The sequence below is a fragment of the Cupriavidus sp. BIC8F genome (assembly GCF_032465815.1).
GTDB classification, from domain to species: Bacteria; Pseudomonadota; Gammaproteobacteria; order Burkholderiales; family Burkholderiaceae; genus Cupriavidus; species Cupriavidus necator.
Genome location: NZ_CP136094.1, coordinates 2,868,075 through 2,884,433, shown reverse-complemented (window position 1 = coordinate 2,884,433; position 16,359 = coordinate 2,868,075). Strand labels below are relative to the sequence as shown.

General features: G+C 67.6%; 14 protein-coding genes. 12 read left to right on the top strand and 2 right to left on the bottom strand.

Annotated elements, in window-relative coordinates; translation table 11 throughout:
- The first annotated feature begins 17 nt into the window (after positions 1-17).
- The 5 genes from RS901_RS13455 to RS901_RS13435 all read left to right on the top strand — a co-directional run bounded on the left by RS901_RS13455 (position 18) and on the right by RS901_RS13435 (position 5,126).
- Complete coding sequence (locus RS901_RS13455; protein WP_316149249.1) at positions 18-1,367, top strand: ATP-binding protein; 1,350 nt, start codon at positions 18-20, stop codon at positions 1,365-1,367.
- A 231-nt stretch (positions 1,368-1,598) separates the two neighbouring features.
- Positions 1,599-2,888, top strand: a complete 1,290-nt coding sequence (locus RS901_RS13450) for an MFS transporter (RefSeq protein ID WP_316149248.1) — start codon at positions 1,599-1,601, stop codon at positions 2,886-2,888.
- Between the two features lie 303 nt (positions 2,889-3,191).
- Positions 3,192-3,740 carry a peroxiredoxin gene (locus tag RS901_RS13445; RefSeq protein ID WP_010810110.1) on the top strand — a complete coding sequence of 183 codons (549 nt, stop codon included), beginning with the start codon at positions 3,192-3,194 and terminating at the stop codon, positions 3,738-3,740.
- Between the two features lie 105 nt (positions 3,741-3,845).
- Complete coding sequence (locus RS901_RS13440; RefSeq protein ID WP_316149243.1) at positions 3,846-4,367, top strand: carboxymuconolactone decarboxylase family protein; 522 nt, start codon at positions 3,846-3,848, stop codon at positions 4,365-4,367.
- 183 nt (positions 4,368-4,550) lie between these two features.
- Positions 4,551-5,126 (top strand): GNAT family N-acetyltransferase, encoded by a 576-nt coding sequence (locus RS901_RS13435; protein ID WP_316149242.1) that lies wholly within the window; start codon positions 4,551-4,553, stop codon positions 5,124-5,126.
- Here the strand turns inward: RS901_RS13435 and ispF are convergent, their stop codons facing one another.
- Complete coding sequence (gene ispF, locus RS901_RS13430) at positions 5,127-5,636, bottom strand: 2-C-methyl-D-erythritol 2,4-cyclodiphosphate synthase (protein ID WP_316149241.1); 510 nt, start codon at positions 5,634-5,636, stop codon at positions 5,127-5,129.
- A 4-nt stretch (positions 5,637-5,640) separates the two neighbouring features.
- Complete coding sequence (gene ispD / locus RS901_RS13425; protein ID WP_316149240.1) at positions 5,641-6,453, bottom strand: 2-C-methyl-D-erythritol 4-phosphate cytidylyltransferase; 813 nt, start codon at positions 6,451-6,453, stop codon at positions 5,641-5,643.
- Positions 6,454-6,595: 142 nt separating this feature from the next.
- On the opposite strand from ispD, the gene mfd reads away from it, so the two are divergent.
- From mfd to RS901_RS13390, 7 genes are all read left to right on the top strand, one after another.
- Entirely contained in the window at positions 6,596-10,045 is a 3,450-nt protein-coding gene (gene mfd, locus RS901_RS13420; protein WP_316149239.1) for a transcription-repair coupling factor, read from the top strand.
- A 73-nt stretch (positions 10,046-10,118) separates the two neighbouring features.
- Positions 10,119-11,336, top strand: a complete 1,218-nt coding sequence (gene argE, locus RS901_RS13415) for an acetylornithine deacetylase (RefSeq protein WP_316149238.1) — start codon at positions 10,119-10,121, stop codon at positions 11,334-11,336.
- Between the two features lie 123 nt (positions 11,337-11,459).
- The gene (locus tag RS901_RS13410; RefSeq protein WP_316149237.1) at positions 11,460-12,851 is read left to right on the top strand and encodes an amidohydrolase; all 1,392 of its coding nucleotides are present in this window, start codon (positions 11,460-11,462) and stop codon (positions 12,849-12,851) included.
- 114 nt (positions 12,852-12,965) lie between these two features.
- On the top strand, positions 12,966-13,820 hold the full coding sequence (gene serB / locus RS901_RS13405) for a phosphoserine phosphatase SerB (protein ID WP_316149236.1): 855 nt from the start codon (positions 12,966-12,968) through the stop codon (positions 13,818-13,820).
- A 210-nt stretch (positions 13,821-14,030) separates the two neighbouring features.
- Entirely contained in the window at positions 14,031-14,318 is a 288-nt protein-coding gene (locus tag RS901_RS13400) for a hypothetical protein (RefSeq protein WP_316149235.1), read from the top strand.
- Positions 14,315-14,626, top strand: coding sequence for a hypothetical protein (locus RS901_RS13395; RefSeq protein WP_316149234.1), 312 nt, complete (start codon positions 14,315-14,317; stop codon positions 14,624-14,626). The genes RS901_RS13400 and RS901_RS13395 overlap by 4 nt, the downstream gene beginning before the upstream one ends.
- An 8-nt stretch (positions 14,627-14,634) precedes the next feature.
- On the top strand, positions 14,635-16,284 hold the full coding sequence (locus tag RS901_RS13390) for a PepSY-associated TM helix domain-containing protein (protein ID WP_316149233.1): 1,650 nt from the start codon (positions 14,635-14,637) through the stop codon (positions 16,282-16,284).
- Positions 16,285-16,359: the final 75 nt, after the last annotated feature.

Here is a 16,359-nt window from a genome sequence, read left to right as displayed (position 1 = left end):
CGGCCGCTGTTCCTATCGTGGCGACCGTTATCGGTAGAACCGCAACGCGGTTCTTTGGTTCGCTGTTCTGGCGGACCTTCATGCTTATCGCCCTGCTGCTGGCGATTTCGCTGGGCATCTGGTTCCAGAGCTACCGGCTGTTCGAACGCGCCCCGCGCGCGCAGCAGATCGCCATGCAGGTGGTCAGCGTGGTCAAGCTCACGCGCGCAGCGCTGCTCTATTCCGACCCCGCGCGGCGGCGCTTCCTGCTGCTCGACCTGGTGCAGAACGAAGGCATCAAGGTCTATCCGCGAGAGAAGGACGACGACTTCGCCGCGCCCACCGCCAACCCGTTCCTGACCACCCTGGTGCAGCAGGAGATCCGCAGCCGCCTGGGCGAGGACACGGTGCTGGCCACCACCGTCAACGACATTCCCGGCGTGTGGGTCAGCTTCGAGATCGAGGGCGACGACTACTGGGTGGCGATCAGCCCCGAGCGCTTCGAGCGCGTGCCCGGCATCCAGTGGCTGTGGTGGAGTATTGCCGCGCTGCTGCTGTCGATCATCGGCGCGGCCTTTATCACCGCGCGCGTCAACTACCCGCTCAAGCGGCTGGCCAACGCCGCCCGCGCCATCGGCGCCGGCGGCGACCCGCCGCCGCTGCCCGAGCACGGCGCCAGCGAAGTGGCGCTGGCCAACCACAGCTTCAACCAGATGGTGCGCGACCTGCGCCAGCTCGACGACGACCGCGTGGTGATGCTGGCCGGCATCTCGCACGACCTGCGCACGCCGCTGACCCGCCTGCGCCTGGAAACTGAGATGTCGCCGATGGACACCATCACGCGCGACGCCATGATCGCCGACATCGAGCAGATGGACGCGATCATCGGCCAGTTCCTCAACTACGCGCGCCCGCCGCTGGAGACCGTCGAGCCGGTGGACCTGTCGGCGCTGGTGCACGATGCCGTGGGCGTCTACGCCGCGCATGACGACGTGCGCGTGCACGTGCGCGCCAATGAGCCGGTGATGGCCGTGGCCAACCGCATGGAAGTGCAGCGCATCCTGGACAACCTGGTCGAGAACGCGCGCCGCTATGCCAAGGACGAGCAAAGCGGCATGGCCGTGGTAGAGATCACCACGCGCGTGGACGACAAGGAGGCGGTGCTGACCGTGGCGGATCACGGCGTCGGCGTGCCGGACGGGCAGCTGTCGCTGCTGACGCGTCCCTTCTACCGGCTCGACAGCGCACGCAGCGAAGCCAAGGGCGCGGGGCTGGGCATGTCCATCGTCAACCGGATCATGCAACGCAATGGCGGGCGGCTGGTGCTGGCCAACCGGCCTGGGCCGGCTACGGGGCTGGTGGTCAGCGCCTGTTTCCGGCGCGCCTGACCCGTAGCGCCGCCGCGCTGGATGAGTGGCGCATTGACAGGTTTTCTACAGCCGTTGATAGCCTTCTGAAAGGCATTTGACAGGGCAATGACAGCGGCGCGGCGCACACTGGCGCCCGTCAGCCTGCCCGCAGCATGCACCCGTTGCATGGCGTCTTCACACCGCGCGGCTGGCTGACTTCTCCGAACAATCATGCCGCCGGGCCCCACCGGCGGCACACGCGAGACAGCCATGTCAGATACCTCCGGTTCGCAGCACGGGTTCCGCACCGTGTTCCGCGTCGTCAGCGGCAATTTCCTCGAAATGTATGACTTCATGGTGTACGGCTTCTACGCCGCCGCCATCGCCAAAACGTTCTTCCCGAGCGGCAACGAGTTTGCCTCGCTGATGCTGTCGCTCGCCACCTTCGGCGCAGGCTTCCTGATGCGGCCGCTGGGCGCGATCGTGCTGGGCGCGTATATCGACCGCCACGGCCGCCGCAAGGGCCTGATCATGACGCTGGTGCTGATGGCGCTGGGCACGCTGCTGATTGCCTGCGTGCCGGCCTACGCCACCATCGGCGTGGCCGCGCCGCTGCTGGTGCTGGCCGGGCGCCTGCTGCAGGGCTTCTCGGCGGGCGTGGAGCTGGGCGGCGTGTCGGTCTACCTGTCCGAGATTGCCAAGCCTGGCCGCAAAGGCTTCTACGTGGCGTGGCAGTCCGGCAGTCAGCAGGTCGCGGTGATCTTCGCCGGGCTGCTCGGCGTGATCCTGCATGCGACGCTGGCGCCGGCGCAGATGGATGAATGGGGCTGGCGCATCCCCTTTCTGGTCGGCTGCCTGATCGTGCCGTTCCTGTTCCTGATCCGCCGTTCGCTGGAAGAGACCGAGGCCTTCAGGACGCGCAAGCACCGTCCCGAGATCGGCGAGATCTACCGCTCGATGCTGGAGAACTGGCGCATCATCGTGGCGGGCTGCATGATGGTGGTGATGACCACGGTGTCGTTCTACATGATCACCGCGTACACGCCGACCTTCGGCAAGACCGTGCTGAAGCTGGACGAAGTCGACAATCTCATCGTCACCATGTGCGTGGGCCTGTCCAACTTCATCTGGCTGCCGCTGATGGGCGCGCTGTCCGACCGCATCGGACGCAAGCCGCTGCTGGTGTTCTTCACGATGGCGACGCTGCTGACGGCCTACCCCGCAGTGTCGTGGCTGGTGGCCGCGCCCTCGTTCTCGCGGCTGCTGATGGTGGAGCTGTGGCTGTCATTCCTGTATGGCAGCTATAACGGCGCGATGGTGGTGGCGCTGACTGAGATCATGCCGCCAGCGGTGCGCACCGCTGGCTTTTCGCTGGCGTACAGCCTGGCCACGGCGCTGTTCGGCGGCTTCACCCCGGCGATTTCCACTTACCTGATCCATGCCACCGGCAACAAGGCCGCGCCGGGGCTGTGGCTGATGTTCGCCGCGATGTGCGGTCTGGTCGCCACGCTGGTGATATTCCGAGCGCGCCGTGCCGAACCTGTGATGCATCCGGCGTGAATATGCCGGGTTGAACTCTCGGCAATCATCACCAAGTTGTCATAAGCGGGCCCAGCGCGCATGGCATACTTGCCCTTCCGCATCGACGCCAGCCGTCCGATGCCACGCGGCTGCTCAAGCCGGGCTTCGCTTCATGCGTCACATGCTTTGCCTATCGGGCTGTTTGAGAATATCAATTAGCCCGGTACCGGATGATGACGCATAATCACGTTTTGTCGCGGTGCACTGCAGCAAATGCAGTACCGGTCCCACGCCGGCAGTGCTGCAGCACCGCTCTCATTGCAACCGTATCAGGAGAAGTCTATGAAGACCGTTGGTGACAAGCTCGAAGCCTTCCACGTCGTCGGTGTCAAGCCGGGTTTCAACAATCACGAAGAGAACGGCCAGTCGGCTTTCGAAGACATCACCGAAAAGTCGTTCGAAGGCAAGTGGAAGATCATCTACTTCTACCCGAAGGACTTCACCTTCGTCTGCCCGACCGAAATCGTTGCCTTCGCCAAGCTGAACGGCGACTTCGCCGACCGCGACGCGATCGTGCTGGGCGGCTCGACCGACAACGAGTTCGTCAAGCTGGCATGGCGCCGCGAGCACAAGGACCTGAACAAGCTGAACCAGTGGCAATTCGCCGACGTGACCGGTTCGCTGATCGACCAGCTGGGCGTGCGTGACCACGCTGCCGGCGTTGCCCTGCGCGCGACCTTCATCGTCGACCCGGACAACGTGATCCAGCACGTGTCGGTGAACAACCTGAACGTGGGCCGCAACCCGGAAGAAGTCCTGCGCATCCTGGACGGTCTGCAAACGGACGAGCTGTGCCCGTGCAACCGTGCCGTTGGTGGCGCCACGCTGTAATTTGCTGTCAGTCGCCAGAGACCGTGGCGATCGCGGAGGGTCCTGCCCTCCGCATCAAAACCCGCTTGCGCGGGTTTTTTGAGCCCCGACCGATAGGAGAAATAAATGGAATTCCTCAGCACGATTAAGAATCTCATCCCCGATTTCGCCAAGGACATCCGCCTGAACGTGGACGGCACCATCGCGCGCTCTTCGCTGGAAGGCAACGATGCGGTGGGCGTGGCGCTGGCGGCGGCATTCGCGGCGCAGAGCAAGGTGCTGGTGGATGCCATCCGCAATGCCGGCGTGCTGTCGCCCGAGGAAACGAACGCCGCGCTGACTGCGGCCGCGCTGATGGGCATGAACAACACCTGGTACCCGTACGTCGAGATGGCCGACGATCCGGACCTGGCCAGCCAGCCGGCCGGCCTGCGCATGAACGCCTATGCCACCCATGGCGGCGTGGACAAGCGCCGTTTCGAGATGTACGCGCTGGCCGCCTCGATCGTGGGCAAGTGCCACTTTTGCGTGAAGTCGCACTACCAGCTGCTGAAGAATGAACAGGGCATGACCGCGCAGCAGCTGCGCGATGTCGGCCGCATTGCCGCCGTGATCGTGGCCGCCGCCAACGTGATCGCCGCGCAGTAAGCCCCGCCAAAGCGCACCCCCGCGCCCTCCGCGGCGCCCTGCCACGGGCGCCGTAGCACAGCAGCCGGCAGCTTCCCATCAGGAGTTGCCGGCTGTTCCCATCCTGCAACCGCCCCGCGCCAAGGCTGCACACGTGCGGCGATCGGCCTACAATCCAGGCAGGACACGCACTTATAGCCTGCCATGACCCTGCCTTCGCCGACTTCCCCCCGCTTCCACTACCGCCTCGCGGCGGTGCATGACTGGGGCGACATCGCCGCCGTCACGCAACAAGCCTACGGGCAATATGAGCTAGCCATCATGGAAGACTGCCGCGCCTCGTTCCAACGCGGCATGCAGGCAGTGCTGGCGACCAGCCATCCGGATATGGAATGGTGGGTGGCGGAAACCGATCACGGCATCATGGGCGCCGTGCTGTTCTGCCATCCGGGCGCCACGCTGCCGGCACTGGACGGCAGCACAATCACCCTGACCCAGCCGGAAGCGCGGCTGCTGTCGGTGAGCCCGCAGGCGCGCGGCCTGGGCCTGGGCCGCACGCTGATGCAGATCTGCATCCAGCGCGCGCGCGATATCGGCGCGCCCGCGCTGGTGGTGCGCACCATGCCGGAAATGGCATCGGCCATCCGGCTGTGCCAGCAGATGGGCTTCATCAAGCGCACCGAAGCCGGTGCGCGCGCGGGTGCGATGGCCCGCCTGATCGACTACACCTACGCCATCCCGCCGGAAAACGCCGCGGCACCAGACGCGGCGCGCCCCTGATCAGTCCTGCGCGTCGCCCACCGAGGCGCGCCAGAGCAGCACCGCGGCCTGCGCCACGATGCCTTCCTGGCGCCCTTCGAAGCCCAGCTTCTCGTTGGTCTTGGCCTTGACGTTGCAACGCCCGCGCGCCACCCCCAGGTCTTCCGCCAGGTTTGCCACCATCGCCCCGATATGCGGGGCCAGCTTGGGCGCCTGCGCGATCACGGTGGCATCCACATTGCCGATTTCATAGCCCGCCGCGCGCACGCGGCGCGCGGCCTCGCGCAGCAGCGCGCGGCTGTCGGCGCCGGCAAACTGCGCGTCGGTGTCGGGGAAATGGCGGCCGATATCGCCCAGCGCGGCCGCGCCGAAGAGCGCGTCGGTGACCGCGTGCAGCAGCGCATCCGCGTCGGAATGGCCCAGCAGGCCGCGGTCATGCGCGATCTCGACCCCGCCCAGGATCAGCTTGCGGCCAGGCACCAGCGCGTGGACGTCATAGCCCTGTCCCACCCGGATATCAAAAGGCATCATGCGGTCAGTCTCCTTTGCCGTCGTTGCCCAGCAGCACTTCGGCCAGTGCGAAGTCCTCCGGGTAGGTCACCTTGAAATTGCGCAGCGAGCCGTTGACCAGCCGCGGATGCAGCCCCAGGCGCTCGATCGCGCTGGCCTCGTCGGTGACCACCGCGCCGGCCGCCATGGCGTCCTGCAGCGCCTGGCGCAGCACGCCCAGGCGGAACATCTGCGGCGTCTGGGCCTGCCACAGCCCCTCGCGCGGCACCGTGGCGCCGATGCGGGCGTCGTCCTGGGCGCGCTTGAGCGTGTCGGGCACCGGCACCGCCAGGATGCCGCCGATGGCGGCATCCGGATCGTCGTCGCCGTCGCTTTCCACCGCGCGCACCAGTGCATGGATCATCGCCGGGGTCAGGCCCGGGCGCGCGGCATCGTGCACCAGCACCCAGTCGCTCTCGGTCGCGCCCAGCTGCGCCAGGTGGTGCAGCCCGGCCAGCACCGACGCATGGCGGGTATCGCCGCCGACAAAGGCGGTATCGAAGCGCAGCCCGGCAAACGCCGCCGCGCCGAAGCGCGATTCCAGCGGCATGTCGTCGGGCGCCAGCACCAGCGCGGTGGCGTTGATGGCGTCGCACGCCGAGAACGCCGCCAGCGCGTACCAGATCATCGGCCGGCCGGCCACGGTCTGGTATTGCTTGGGAACGGCGCCGCCGGCGCGGCTGCCGGAACCGGCACAGGGAATCAGGGCAAAGCGGCGAGCGGACACAGGATCGGCGTGGAGTGAAAGAGGCGCGGGCGCCTGCTGGCCAACATGGCCAGCGGGACAACCGGTGCGCATTCTATAATACGGCCCTTGCCCGTCGCCATGCCGCGCCATTCCGCATTGACGCGTGCCCGGCACGGGCCGTTGAGGTCCCCTGCTCCGACCCCCGCCCGCAATGCCGGCGGGGTGTCGTCGTTTTGAACGCCCCGCTGCCGACATGCCTGACGCCAAGCCCGCCTTCCCCTTTGTCAACCTGCCGCTGGTCAAGCCGGGGCTGCGCCACAGCGTGGCCGGCCTGCGCGGCTCGGCCGATGCGCTGGCTGTGGCCGCGTACGCTCGGCAGCACCGCGAGCGCGCGCCGCTGGTGGCTGTGGTGTGCTCCCACGCGGTCGATGCCCAGCGCCTGGCCGAGGAAATCCCCTGGTTCGCGCCCGAACTGCGCGTGCGCCTGCTGCCCGACTGGGAAACCCTGCCCTACGACAGCTTCTCGCCGCACCAGGATCTGGTGTCCGAACGCCTGGCCACGCTGCACGATATCCAGACCGGGCAATGCGACGTGATGCTGGTGCCGGCCACCACCGCGCTGTACCGGCTGGCACCGCCCGCGTTCCTGGCCGCCTACACCTTCTTCTTCAAGCAGGGCGAGCGCCTGGATGAGAACGCGCTCAAGGCCCAGTTCACGCTGGCCGGCTACGAGCACGTCAGCGCGGTGATGCGTCCCGGCGAATACAGCGTGCGCGGCGGCCTGATCGACCTGTATCCGATGGGCTCGGCGCTGCCGTACCGGATCGACCTGTTCGGCGACGAGATCGAGACCATCCGCGCCTTCGATCCCGACACGCAGCGCAGCCTCTACCCGGTCAAGGAAGTGCGCCTGCTGCCGGGCCGCGAGTTCCCGCTCGACGAAGCCGCGCGCACCGCCTTCCGCGGCCGCTGGCGCGAGGTGTTCGAGGGCGACCCGACCAAGTCGCCGATCTACAAGGACATCGGCAACGGCGTGCCATCGGCCGGCATCGAGTACTACCTGCCGCTGTTCTTCGAGCACAGCGCAACCGTGTTCGACTACCTGCCCGCCGACACCCAGCTCGCCTTCGCCGGCAATGTCGACGAGGCCATCCGCCGCTTCTGGGCCGACACCACCCAGCGCTACAACTTCATGCGCCACGACCGCGAGCGCCCGCTGCTGCCGCCCGCGGACCTGTTCCTGTCCGAGGAGCAGTTCTTCGTTGCCGCCAAGCCGATGGCGCGCCTGGTGCTGCAGGCCGAAGCCAATGCGGACCAGGCCGCGTTCTCGGCCATCCTGCCCGACGTCTCGGTGAACCGCCGCGCCGATGATCCGCTGGTCAACCTGGAAGCGCTGCTGCTCGACAAGCAGACCCGAGTGCTGATGTGCGCCGACTCGGCCGGGCGGCGCGAGACCCTGCTGCAGCTCTTTGCCGAAAGCGGCCTGCGCCCGCAGCCGGTGGACGACTTTGCCGCGTTCCTGGCCGGCGAAGCGCATTTCTCGATCGCGGTGGCGCCGCTGCAGAGCGGCTTTGCGCTGCCGCAGGGGCAGATCGCCTTTGTCACCGAGGCCGAGCTGTACGCCGGCACCGCGCGCCGCACCGGCCGCCGCAAGCAGGAGCAGGCCTCCGCCGTCGACTCGATGGTGCGCGACCTGGCCGAGCTGAAGATCGGCGACCCGGTGGTGCACAGCGAGCACGGCATCGGCCGCTACCAGGGCCTGGTCACGCTGGACATGGGCCAGGGCGACGAGGAATTCCTGCACCTGGACTACGACAAGGGCAGCAAGCTGTACGTGCCGGTGCACCAGCTGCACGTGATCTCGCGCTATTCCGGCGCCGATCCCGATACCGCGCCGCTGCACCACCTCGGTTCTGGCCAGTGGGACAAGGCCAAGCGCCGCGCCGCGCAGCAGATCCGCGACACCGCTGCCGAGCTGCTCAACCTGTACGCGCGCCGCGCCGCGCGCGAGGGCTTTGCCTTCCCGCTCTCGCCCAAGGACTACGAGACCTTTGCCGAGAGTTTCGGCTTCGAGGAAACGCCGGACCAGGCCGCTGCCATTGCCGCGGTGATTGCCGACATGACCTCGGGCAAGCCGATGGACCGGCTGGTCTGCGGCGACGTCGGCTTCGGCAAGACCGAGGTGGCGCTGCGCGCGGCCTTTGTCGCGGTGCTGGGCGGCAAGCAGGTGGCGATGCTGGCGCCGACCACGCTGCTGGCCGAGCAGCACTTCCAGACCCTGTCCGACCGCTTTGCCGAATGGCCGGTGCGCATCGTCGAGCTGTCGCGCTTCAAGACCAAGAAAGAGATCGACGCGGCCATCAAGCAGATCAACGAAGGCACCGTCGACATCGTCATCGGCACCCACAAGATCCTGTCCGACCAGGTCAGGTTCGAGCGCCTGGGCCTGGTCATCATCGACGAGGAACACCGCTTCGGCGTGCGCCAGAAGGAGGCGCTGAAGACCCTGCGCGCCGAGGTCGACGTGCTGACCCTGACCGCCACGCCGATCCCGCGCACGCTGGGCATGGCGCTGGAAGGCCTGCGCGATTTCTCGGTGATCGCGACCGCGCCGCAGAAGCGGCTGGCGATCAAGACCTTCGTGCGGCGCGAGGAAGACGGCGTGATCCGCGAGGCCATCCTGCGCGAGCTCAAGCGCGGCGGCCAGGTCTACTTCCTGCACAACGAGGTCGAGACCATCGAGAACAAGCGCGCGCGGCTGGCCGAGCTGGTGCCCGAAGCGCGCATTGCCGTCGCCCACGGCCAGATGCACGAGCGCGAGCTGGAACGCGTGATGCGCGACTTCGTCGCGCGCCGCGACAACATCCTGCTGTGCACCACCATCATCGAGACCGGCATCGACGTGCCGACCGCCAACACCATCCTGATCCACCGCTCGGACAAGTTCGGCCTGGCGCAGCTGCACCAGCTGCGCGGCCGGGTCGGGCGCTCGCACCACCAGGCCTATGCCTACCTGCTGGTGCATGACGTCGAGGGCCTGACCAAGCAGGCGGGGCGCCGGCTGGAGGCCATCCAGCAGATGGAAGAACTGGGCTCGGGCTTCTACCTGGCCATGCACGACCTGGAAATCCGCGGCGCGGGCGAGGTGCTGGGCGACAAGCAGTCGGGCGAGATCCACGAGATCGGCTTCCAGCTCTACACCGACATGCTCAACGCCGCGGTCAAGGCGCTCAAGGCCGGCAAGGAGCCCGACCTGATGGCGCCGCTGGCCGCCACCACCGAGATCAACCTGGGCACGCCGGCGCTGCTGCCCAACGACTACTGCGCCGACGTGCACGAGCGCCTGTCGCTGTACAAGCGGCTGGCCAACTGCGAGACCGCCGAACGCGTGGACGACATCCAGGAAGAGCTGATCGACCGCTTCGGCCGGCTGCCGGCGCAGGCGCAGGCACTGGTCGAGACCCACCGGCTGCGCATCGCCGCGGCGCCGCTGGGCGTGCGCAAGATCGACGCGGGCGAGGCCACCATCAGCGTGCAGTTCGTGCCCAACCCGCCGATCGACGCGATGCGCATCATCGACCTGGTGCAGAAGAACCGCCATATCAAGCTGGCCGGGCAGGACAAGCTGCGCATCGAGGCCAAGATGCCGGACGTGGAGATCCGCGCGCAGACCATCAAGCACACGTTGCGGCAACTGGCGTAGGAGTCTCCTGCATGGACGCGGCGCGAGGCCGGGTGTAGGATCAAATCCTTAACAAGTTAGTGATAATCGCCCCATGCCCGCCCAAGCCGCTTCCTCCCGCCAGCCCGTCACCGAAATCGCCGCGCGCGGCAGCGCGCTTGAATGGACCCAGCGGCTGGTTGCATACGACACCACCAGCCGCCACTCCAACCTGGGCCTGATCGAGTCGGTGCGCGACCATTTCCTGGCCAAGGGGCTGAAGCCGCATCTGAGCTACAACCCGCAGCAGGACAAGGCCAACCTGTTCGTCACCGTGCCCGCCGCCGACGGCAACACCAATGGCGGCATCGTGCTCTCCGGCCATACCGACGTGGTGCCGGTGGATGGGCAGGACTGGACCACCGACCCGTTCAAGCCGGTGGTGCGCGACGGCAAGCTCTACGGCCGCGGCACCTGCGACATGAAAGGCTTTATCGGCACCAGCCTGTCGCTGCTGCCGGCCATCCTGCAGGCCAGGCTGCGCGAGCCGGTGCACTATGCGCTGTCCTTCGATGAAGAGATCGGCTGCATGGGCACGCCCTACCTGCTGGCCGAACTGCGCGAGCGCGGCGTGAGGCCCGGCGGCTGCATCGTCGGCGAACCCACCAGCATGCGCGTGATCGTGGCGCACAAGGGCATCAACGCCTACCGCTGCTGCGTCAGGGGCCAGGCCGCGCACTCGTCGCTGACGCCGCGCGGCGTCAATGCAATCGAATACGCCGCGCGCCTGATCTGCTTCATCCGCGACATCGCCGATGAGTTCAAGGCCAACGGCCCCTACGACCAGGCCTTCGACGTGCCCTACACCACCGCGCAGACCGGTACCATCCAGGGCGGCATCGCGCTGAACACCATCCCGGCGCTGTGCGAGTTCGTGTTCGAATTCCGCAACCTGCCTGGCGTGGACCCTGAAGCCATCTACGCCCGCATCCAGGCTTACGCCAACGACGTGCTGCTGCCGAAGATGCGCGCCGAGCATGCCGACGCCGGCCTGACGCTGAGCAAGATCGCCGCCGCGCCGTCGCTGGACGTGGCCGAGCAGGAAGCAATCACGCAGCTGGTGCGCGCGCTGACCGCCGACCGCGACACCAACAAGGTGGCCTACGGCACCGAGGCCGGCCTGTTCCAGCGCGCCGGCATTCCGGCCGTGGTGTGCGGGCCTGGCGATATCCAGCAGGCGCACAAGCCGGATGAGTTTGTTTCGCTGGAGCAGCTGGCTGCTTGCGAGGCCTTCCTGCACAAGGTGATCGACAGTCTGCGCGTGGCGGGCTGACATCCCCCTCAGCCGCGTTGTGTGCCCGGCCAGGACACACAGCGCGGCACCCTTCTGGCCGCCCCATCCGGCGCGGCCGCAGCACTGCCTGCATCACACCAACAACAACGAAGGAGACCTTGCATGGCTGTCCGTGATTCCGCATCCCGTTCCACCACGCGCTTCGCGCTCGCCGGCCTGGCCCTCGCCGCCGGCCTGCTCTGCCATACCGCGCAAGCGCAGGCTCCGGCCGCCGCGTCTCCCACGCTTGCTGGCGCCGACACACTGCATGCGCAGATCGAAACCCGCGCCAAGGCGGTCGAGAAGCAGCTGATCGCATGGCGCCGCGACATCCACCAGCATCCGGAACTGGGCAACTACGAGACCCGCACCGCGAAGCTGGTGGCTGACCACCTGCGCAAGCTCGGCATGGAAGTGAAGACGGGCGTGGCCAAGACCGGCGTGGTCGGCGTGCTCAAGGGCGGCAAGCCCGGCCCGGTGGTGGCGCTGCGCGCCGACATGGACGCGCTGCCGGTCAAGGAGCGCGTGGACGTGCCGTTCGCGTCGAAGGCCAAGGGCCAGTACCTGGGCAAGGAAGTGGACGTGATGCACGCCTGCGGCCATGACACCCACGTCGCCATCCTGATGGCCACCGCGGAAGTGCTGGCCGGCATGAAGGACCAGTTGCCCGGCACGGTCAAGTTCATCTTCCAGCCGGCCGAGGAAAGCCCGGCCGACTTCGAACCCAATGGCTCCAACACCTGGGGCGCCAAGCAGATGGTATCCGAAGGCGTGCTGGACAATCCCAAGGTCGATGCGATCTTCGGCCTGCATGTGAGCAGCGGCATCGAATCGGGCAAGCTGGGCTGGCGCAGCGGCCCCTCGATGGCGGCGGCCGACCAGTTCTGGATCGACGTCAAGGGCCGCCAGACGCACGGCGCGCGGCCGTGGGGCGGGATCGACCCGATCGTGGTGGCATCGCAGATCGTGATGGGCCTGCAGACCATCCAGAGCCGCCAGGTCAACGCCATGCTGGAACCGTCGGTGATCACCGTGGGCACCATCCACGGCGGCAACCGCATGAACATCGTGCCGGAGAAGGTCGAGATGATGGGCACGGTGCGCACCTATGACGAAGGCATGAAGAAGGACATCCATGCCCGCATGAAGCGCACCACCGAGGCCATCGCCACCAGTGCCGGAGCCGAGGCCAGCTTCCGCGTGGTCGAGCTGTACAACGCCACCATCAACCAGCCGGCACTGACCGAGAAGATGGCACCCACGCTGCAGCGCGTGGCCGGCGAAGGCAACTGGCTGATCACGCCCAAGGCGACCGCATCCGAAGACTTCTCCTTCTACCAGGAGAAAGTGCCGGGCCTGTTTTTCAACCTCGGTGTGACGCCCAAGGGCCAGGATGTGACCAAGGCGCCGTCCAACCACTCGCCTGAGTTCTATGTGGACGAGCCGGCGCTGATCAACGGCGTGCGCGCCCTGTCCAGCCTGACCGTGGACTACATGGTGATGGCGCAGCGCTGAGCGGCTCGCCCGGGGCGCTGCGGCGGGGCTACAATAGCAATTTTGCCGCGCGCATTGCGGCCAGCCCTGCCCCGCCTTGCCGCCAGCGCGGCAAGCGCCCGATCCTCATTCGTCATGCCCCTGATCCTCCAGAGCACCGCCCCGTTTCCCACCGCCGACCTCGACACCGCCCGCACCCTGGCCCGCGCCTCTGAACTGGTGCTGCGCAGCGACACCGTGGCCGCCGCCGAGGAATGCGCGCCGCTGACGCCGGCGCTGCGCGATGCGCTGGACGATTTCTGCGGGCCGCGCGCGATCGACTGGGCAGTAGTGCCCGCGGGGCGCAAGCTGTCCGACTTCCGCCTGGTGGCGATGGACATGGACTCGACCCTGATCACGATCGAGTGCATCGACGAGATCGCTGACTTCTGCGGCCTCAAGGCCGAGGTCTCTGCCATCACCGAAGCCGCCATGCGCGGCGAGATCACCGATTTCAACGAAAGCCTGCGCCGCCGCGTGGCCCTGCTCAAGGGGCTGGACGCCAGCGTGCTGGACCGCGTCTACGAAGAGCGCCTGCGGCTGTCGCCGGGCGCCGAGCGCATGCTGCAGACCGTGCAGGCGCTGGGCCTGCGCACGCTGCTGGTGTCGGGCGGCTTCGTGCATTTCACCGAGAAGCTCAAGGCACGGCTCAAACTAGACGTGACCCGCGCCAATACGCTGGAGATCGTCGACGGCAAGCTGACCGGCAATGTCGTCGGCGAGATCGTCAATGCCGACGTCAAGGCCCGCACGGTGCAGGAAGTCTGCGCCCAGATCGGCGCCACGCCGGACCAGGCCATTGTCATGGGCGATGGCTCAAACGACCTGAAGATGATGGCCGTGGCCGGCCTGTCGGTGGCCTTCCGGGCCAAGCCCGTGGTGCGCGCGCAGGCCAGCGTCGCGTTCAACCACGTCGGGCTGGACGGCCTGCTGGCGCTGTTCCCGCACTGATCCCGGGCCGCGGCAAACGCGGCATTGCGCGCCGGGCGGCAATCGCCCGGCCGGCCCCACCACCCGGGCCGCCAGCAACAATTCGCGCTACGGCCAGCGCAAGTCCCGCTCCAAGTGCAGATAAATCCCTGAGATGCAGCGTCTACTTAGCGCTTGCTTCTTCAAATGCGAATCATTACCATTAATGTTTCGTTTATCTGGCATTGCCCCATGCAAGTTCTGGCCGTCCTTCTCGGCCTGGCTGCGGCCGTGTGCCTGTACCTGGCCGCGCCCAACCAGGTCCTGCTGCCGCCCGGCAGGGTCGCGCAACCGCGTGTGCTGGGCTGGCTGGGCCTGGCCCTTGTCATCGTCAGCACCTGGCTGTGGAGCACGACCGACGGCTGGCCCGTGGCCATTGCGGCCAGCCTGGTGACCGTGCCCTGCGCGCTGTCGGTGTGGCCCTTTATCGGCACCTATGCCGCGCGCAAGCGCAGGGCGGCAGGGGAGCAACGGGCATGAGCGCAGACCAATCCGCGATGGGCACCAAATGGCTGGCCGGTGCGCTGCTCGGGCTGCCGCTGACGGTGGCGCTGTGCACGCTGTCGATTCTGTGGCTGCCAGGCGGCTGGGAAACCGGCATCGTCGCGGCCGTGGTGGCCTGCCTGCCGGTGTGGGTGGCCATCATCAGCGCCAGCCTGCTGTTCCGTTCCAGCCGCACCGCCTGGATCTGGCTGGGCGGCGCCAACCTGGTCTGCTTCGGCGCGCTGTGGGCGCTGCGACTGGCCGGCCTGGCGCCGGCTGCACTGGCCGCCCTGCCCGCCTCCTGAGAACCATCATGAAACCCGCAAACCTGCGCCTGTACCAGACGCTGCATACCTGGGTCGGCCTGATGGCCGGCTGGGCCCTGTTTATCGCCTTCTTCGCCGGGGCGGTCACCGTTTTCCACCATGAGCTGCATGTATGGCAGTCGCCGTCGCGGCTGAAAGGAAATGCGCCGGTCGAGGCCAAGGCCGACCCGGCCGCGGTCGACCGCTTCATGCAGAAGCTGGTCGCGATCCACCCCGAGGCCGCGGCCAGTTCCTACGTGATCATGCCGTCGGAGGGCGAGCCCAATATCTCGGCCTACTGGCAGGACAAGGCCGGCGAGTGGCAGATGACCACCGACGCCCGCCTGGCCGGCGACGCCGCGATGCAGCGCGACACCTCGCGCGACCAGGTGATCGGCGAACTGTCGGCGTTCCTGAACAGCCTGCACTACTCGCTGGGGATCCCGGTCGGCGGCATCTATTTCATGGGCGCGATCTCGGTGCTGTACGGGCTGGCACTGGTGTCGGGCGTGCTGTTGCACCTGCCGCGGCTGAAGAAGGACCTGTTCGCGGTGCGCCCCGGGCGCAACCTGAAGCGCTTCTGGATGGACACCCACAATGTGCTGGGCCTGTTCAGCCTGCCCTTCCACCTGGTCTTTGCCATCACCGGCGCACTGTTCAGCCTGTCGCTGGTGCTGATGATGGTGTTCAATACGCTGACCTTCGACGGCCGCCTGTTCGAGGCGGTGCCCCGTGCCACCACCGCCGTACCGGAAGTGGCCGCGGCCAATCGCGCGGTGCCGACCATGCCCACGGCAACGCTGGTGCAGATCGCGCGCGAGCACGGCGGCGAGCGTTTCACGCCCGAGTCGTTCCGCTTCCAGCGCTATGGCGACGCCAACGCCGTGGTGGAAGTGCGCGGCACCAGCACGCAAGCCCTCGGCAACCTGGGCTCGGTGGGCATCCATGCCGCCAGCGGCGAGCCCAACGCGGGCCAGCTGACCGCCAACCAGACCGCCGGCACGCGCGACAGCAACCACGGGCTCTACAGCGCGCTGTACGCGCTGCATTTCGGCACCTTCGGCGAGCTGCCGGTGCGCCTGGTCTACCTGCTGGCCGGGCTGGCCGGCGCCTTCCTGTTCTATTCGGGCAATCTGCTGTGGATCGAGTCGCGGCGCAAGCTGCGCCAGGCGGAGCAGCCGCGCGTGCACCGGCTGCTGGCGCAGGGCACGGTCGGCGTGTGCATCGGCTGCTGCATCGGCGTGGCGCTGTGCTTCCCGGCGGCACTGCTGTGGCCGGAGCGCGCGGTGAGCTACACCTATTTCACGGTGTTTGGCCTGGCCTGTGCCTGGGCTTTGCTGCGCCCGCCGGTACGCGCCGCGGTGGAACTGCTCTACGCCGCCGCGCTAGCGTCGCTGACCGTGCCGCTGGCGAACGCGATCCTGACCGGCGACCACCTGCTGCACAGCATCCCCAGCGGGCACTGGATCATCGCCGGCTTCGATATCGGCGCGATCGCGCTGGCCGCGGGCTTTGTCGCCCTGGCCCGCGCCACGCAGCGCCGCGCGCGCAGCGGGCCGGCGGAGTCGGTCTGGGCGATGCCGCAGGCAGCCCGGGCAGCACAAGCTTCCAGGCCCACCGCGAGCGCCAAGACGATGCCCAGCGCGGATACGCCCTGAGCGCTCGGCGCCCGCACGCAAAAACGGACGCAGCAGCGTCCGTTTTTGTTTCCTTGGCCGCGCCAGCCCGGCCGC